The sequence below is a fragment of the Pseudomonas protegens genome (assembly GCF_003732485.1).
GTDB classification, from domain to species: Bacteria; Pseudomonadota; Gammaproteobacteria; order Pseudomonadales; family Pseudomonadaceae; genus Aquipseudomonas; species Aquipseudomonas protegens_B.
In genome coordinates, this window is record NZ_MOAK01000025.1 from 1,259 (window position 1) to 5,311 (window position 4,053).

The following is a 4,053-nucleotide window of genomic DNA, read 5'->3' on the forward strand; positions in this document are numbered from 1 at the left end:
TCCGTACGTGGTACCGCTGCCAGCAACGCAGTGTGTGTGGCCTCTTGTGGATATTCCATGTACCAGACCTGCAGCCGTGGATGCTCGGCCTGCACCCGATCCACCAGCGTTCCGGGTGCCAGTAACGGCCCCTCTCCAGATGCTTCATAGAACTGGGGATTGAGCCACTCATCCAGCTCGTGATGAAAGGCCAGGACACTTCCGGTCAACCCGGCCAGCAGTAGAAACAACGCAGTGACCAAACCCATGTAGCGATGCAGCAGAACCAGAACGGTGCGCATTGAATGTTCCTGTACAAACGACAAAGCCAGCGACTGTTTGCAGGCGCTGGCTTTGTGGGAGTCAATATTGATTAGAACTGGTAGCTCACCGTGGCTGCGACGTTGCGCTCTTCACCCAGGTAGCAATAACTCAAGCTCGCGCAGGATGCGACGTAGGACTCGTTGGTCAAGTTGTTGGCATTCAGGCGCACATCCATCCCCTTCAGACCCACCTTGCCCAGGTCATAGCCGATGGAGGCGTCGAACAGGGTATAGGCGGGCACCTTCATGGTGTTCTCGGCATCGGCCCAGCTGTACCCCACATAGCGCACTCCACCTCCCAGGCGCAGCCCATCCAGGGCGGCACTGTCGAATCTGTAGTCGGCCCATAGCGAAGCCATCTGCCGCGGCGCCTGAGTAGGGGAGTTGCCCTTGTTCTCGATGATGTTGCCGGGACTGCTCAGGGTGCTGATCATCGACTTCGAATACTGGATGTCGGTGAAGGTGTAGCTGCTCAACAGTTTCAGGTTGTCGGTCAGTTGCATGTGTGCTTCCAGTTCCAACCCCTGGGAGCGAACGGCACCGACTGCGCGGTAGAAATTTTCCTGCGGCAGTTTCGACGCCAGATTCTCCTGATCGATGCGAAACAGCGAGGCGGTGAACAGGTTTTCCGTACCGGGTGGCTGATACTTCAAGCCGACTTCCCATTGAGTGCCGTCGGTAGGTGGCAGGGGATTACCGGCGCTGTCTGCGTAGGAATTGGGGTTGAACGACTCGGAATAGCTGAGATAGGGCGCCAGACCGTTATCGAACAGATAGAGCGCCCCCGCGCGCCCAGTGAGTTTGGTGCGCTTGTCGCTGATCTCGGTGCCCAGGGGACGCTTGTCTTCGGCCAGACGGTTTTCATCCGAGGTTTCCACCCAGTCCTGACGCAGCCCCAGGGAGAAGCGCCATTTATCCAGCTCGATCAGGTCCTGCAGGTATACGCCGGTCTGCTCCAGGCGCCGTACATAGCTGGTGTGGCTGTAGTAGTTGATCGTCGAGTTGCCATAGACCGGGTTGAACGCGTTGATCGCCTGCAGCGTTCCCTGGTCCCAGTCGACTACGGTCTTGCGTCGCTGATAGTCCGCTCCCAGGAGCATCGTGTGTTTGATATCGCCCGTCAGGAATTCGGCTTGCAGCATGTTATCGACGATAAAGGAGTGCAGCTTTTCATTGCCTCCCGAGTAATAACGCCTCAAGTCGTTGCTGGAGGCATTGGTCCAACCATAGGCATACACCTGATCGAGCTTCACCTTGGAGTCCAGGTAGCGGAAGTTCTGCCGGGCGGTGAAGACGTCGTTGAAGCGATGCTCGAACTGATAGCCGAACGACTGTTGATCGCGCTTGTAGCCATCGACGCCGGGCTCGCCCTCGAAGAAGTGCTCGGAAATGCGCTGGCCGTTGCGCTGGTTCAGCGTGCCGTTGGCCGGCATGCCCCCGTGGTAGCCGCCATCAGGGTCATTTTGCAGGTAGGCCTGGAGTGTCAGAGATGTGTCGTCGTTGAAGTCGATGCTCAGGGTGGGAGCCAGGGCAAAGCGCTTTTCTTTTGTATGGTCGAACTGGGTGTCGGATTTATCCGTTAGGCCGATCAGCCGATAGGCAATGCGCTGGTCATCATCCAGCGGACCGCTGAAGTCGAAACCCAGGCCTTGTTTGCCCTGGCTGCCTACAGTCGCCTGGATCTGGTGATAGGGCTCGTACAGCGGCTTTTTGCTGGTCAGGGCCACCAGGCCACCGGGGGAGCTGCGGCCATAGAGTACTGACGACGGTCCCTTGAGGATGTCCACGCGCTCGAGGAAATAGGGATCGACCTGCATGCTGCTGTAGGTACCGCTGTCGCCCATGGACTTGAGGCCGTCGAGGTAGATGTTATCCACCGAGCCATCGTTGAAGCCGCGCATCGCCACATAATCGTAGCGATGGGTGGCGCCATAGGGGTTGGTCAGCACACCCGGGGTATAGCGCATGGCCTGGGCGACGGTCTGTGCACCCTGGTCGTCCAGTTGCTCGCGAGTCACCACCGACACGCTTTGCGAGGTCTCCAGCAACGCGGTACTGGTCTTGGTGGCGATCTGGCTGTGGGTCGCGTTGTAGCCGTCCGTGCTGCCCAGGGCGTTACCCAGGGCGAAGCCTTTGACTTGCGTGGTCGGCAGCGACAGCGCGCTGCCTTGGGGCAGTGGTCGCAGGATATAGCTGCTGCCGTCCTGGCTGACCGCCTCCAGCCCCGTGTCCTTGAGCAACTGGTTCAGACCCTGGCTCACCGAATAGCTGCCCTGCAGTCCGGCAGATTGTCGGCCCTGGGTCTGGGCCGGTGTGGTGGACAAGGTGATTGCTGCCTGCCGGGCAAATTGATTGAGCGCATCACCGAGGCTGCCCGGGGCAACGTTGTAGCTATGGTGCGGCGCATCCGGGGTGGTGTCGGCGGCCTGTACGGTAGTGGCCACCAGTCCGAGGCCGATACTGGAGCACAGTAGGGCGGCGTGGATGGCTTGACGTAGAGTCGGGGCGCAGGAAGAGCTTGGGCGGTGATCGCGGAGGGTCATTGTGGGTTCCGTTGAAGTCGCAGGAAGCAGATTGAATTGCTTACTGACTAAGCCGGACGTCCAGACAAAACCCGCCAAAAAAAGATTCGCGCCGTGAAGTTCACACCACAGGTTCCAGGGTCACCCACCAGCGGGTGCGGTAACGCAGTTGCACCGGCAGGGTCTGGGGCAGGATGGCCAGCAGCTTCTCGGTGTCCTCCAGGCGGAACACCCCGGACAGGCGCAAATGGGCAATGGCTGCCGCGCACCCCAGGTAACCATGGCGATAGCGACCGACTTCCTGCAGGAAGTCATCCAGACGCATGTTGCGGGTCACGATCAGGCCATCGGCCCAGGCCCCCACGTCCATGGCCAGCGGTGCGGCCGGCTCCGCCAGTCGATGATTGATCCGATAGCTCTGCCCCGGACCGACCCGGGCGCTGCGATCCTCCGCAGAGTGCGGCGAATGAATGGCCACGCTGCCTTGGGTCACGCTCAGGCGGGTGCAACGATCATCCACGCGCACCACGAAACGGGCGTCGAAACCTTCCAGCAGAGCATGCCGGCTTTCCACCAGCAGTGGACGTTGAGTGCCCTGCTGATCGGCTCCACAGGCCACCATGATCTCGCCCCGGCGCAGTTTGATCAGGCGCTGCTCTGCGTTGAAATTCAGGTCCGCGGCGCTGTCGGTATTGAGTTCCAGGCGGGTGCCGTCGGGCAGTTGGAAGCCTCGTTGTTCGCCCACGGCGGTGGCGAAGTCCGCGTTCCACTGCTGCCAGCCCAGCAGATCCTTGCCAACCCAGGCGCTGGAGCCCAGGAGCAGGGCGCCGCTCAACAGTTTCAGGGCTTGACGCCGGCCCAGGCGCTGGCTGCTGTTTTCCAGGGTGTGCAGCGCCACCTGAGCCCCAGGCACGGCCCGCAGATTGGCATTGAGTTCCTGGTGCAATGACTGCACCCGTTGCCAGGCCAGCTCATGCTCCTGGTGAGCGGCGCGCCACAGATCGCATTGTTGCTGCAGCTTGGGATTGGCGCCGTTATTGCGCAGGCGCAGCAGCCAGTTGATCGCCTGCTTGACCACCAGGTGATCGGGATTGGGCTTCAGGGGCAGGCTGCCGGAAAAGTTATCCACAGGCATCAGCTCTCGTAGCGCAGCAGGTAGCAGTGATAGAGCGCTTGAGCCACATAGCGCTCCACAGTGCGCAGGGACAGAGACATCTGCTCGGCGATCT

The 4,053-nt window shown here is 60.7% G+C and carries 3 protein-coding genes and 1 pseudogene; all 4 read right to left on the minus strand.

The features are described 5' to 3' along the window. Window positions 1-281: PepSY domain-containing protein (locus BLX41_RS02490; protein WP_185073347.1), on the minus strand; the 281-nt coding region annotated here is incomplete at its 3' end. A gap of 71 nt (window positions 282-352) precedes the next feature. Then, the gene (locus BLX41_RS02495) at window positions 353-2,845 is read right to left on the minus strand and encodes a TonB-dependent siderophore receptor (RefSeq protein ID WP_123723636.1); all 2,493 of its coding nucleotides are present in this window, start codon (window positions 2,843-2,845) and stop codon (window positions 353-355) included. A gap of 100 nt (window positions 2,846-2,945) precedes the next feature. Next, entirely contained in the window at window positions 2,946-3,959 is a 1,014-nt protein-coding gene (locus BLX41_RS02500) for a FecR domain-containing protein (protein ID WP_185073349.1), read from the minus strand. After that, window positions 3,959-4,053 (minus strand): annotated as a pseudogene (locus BLX41_RS33470) (sigma-70 family RNA polymerase sigma factor); the annotation flags it as partial. The gene BLX41_RS02500 and the pseudogene BLX41_RS33470, both read right to left, overlap by 1 nt.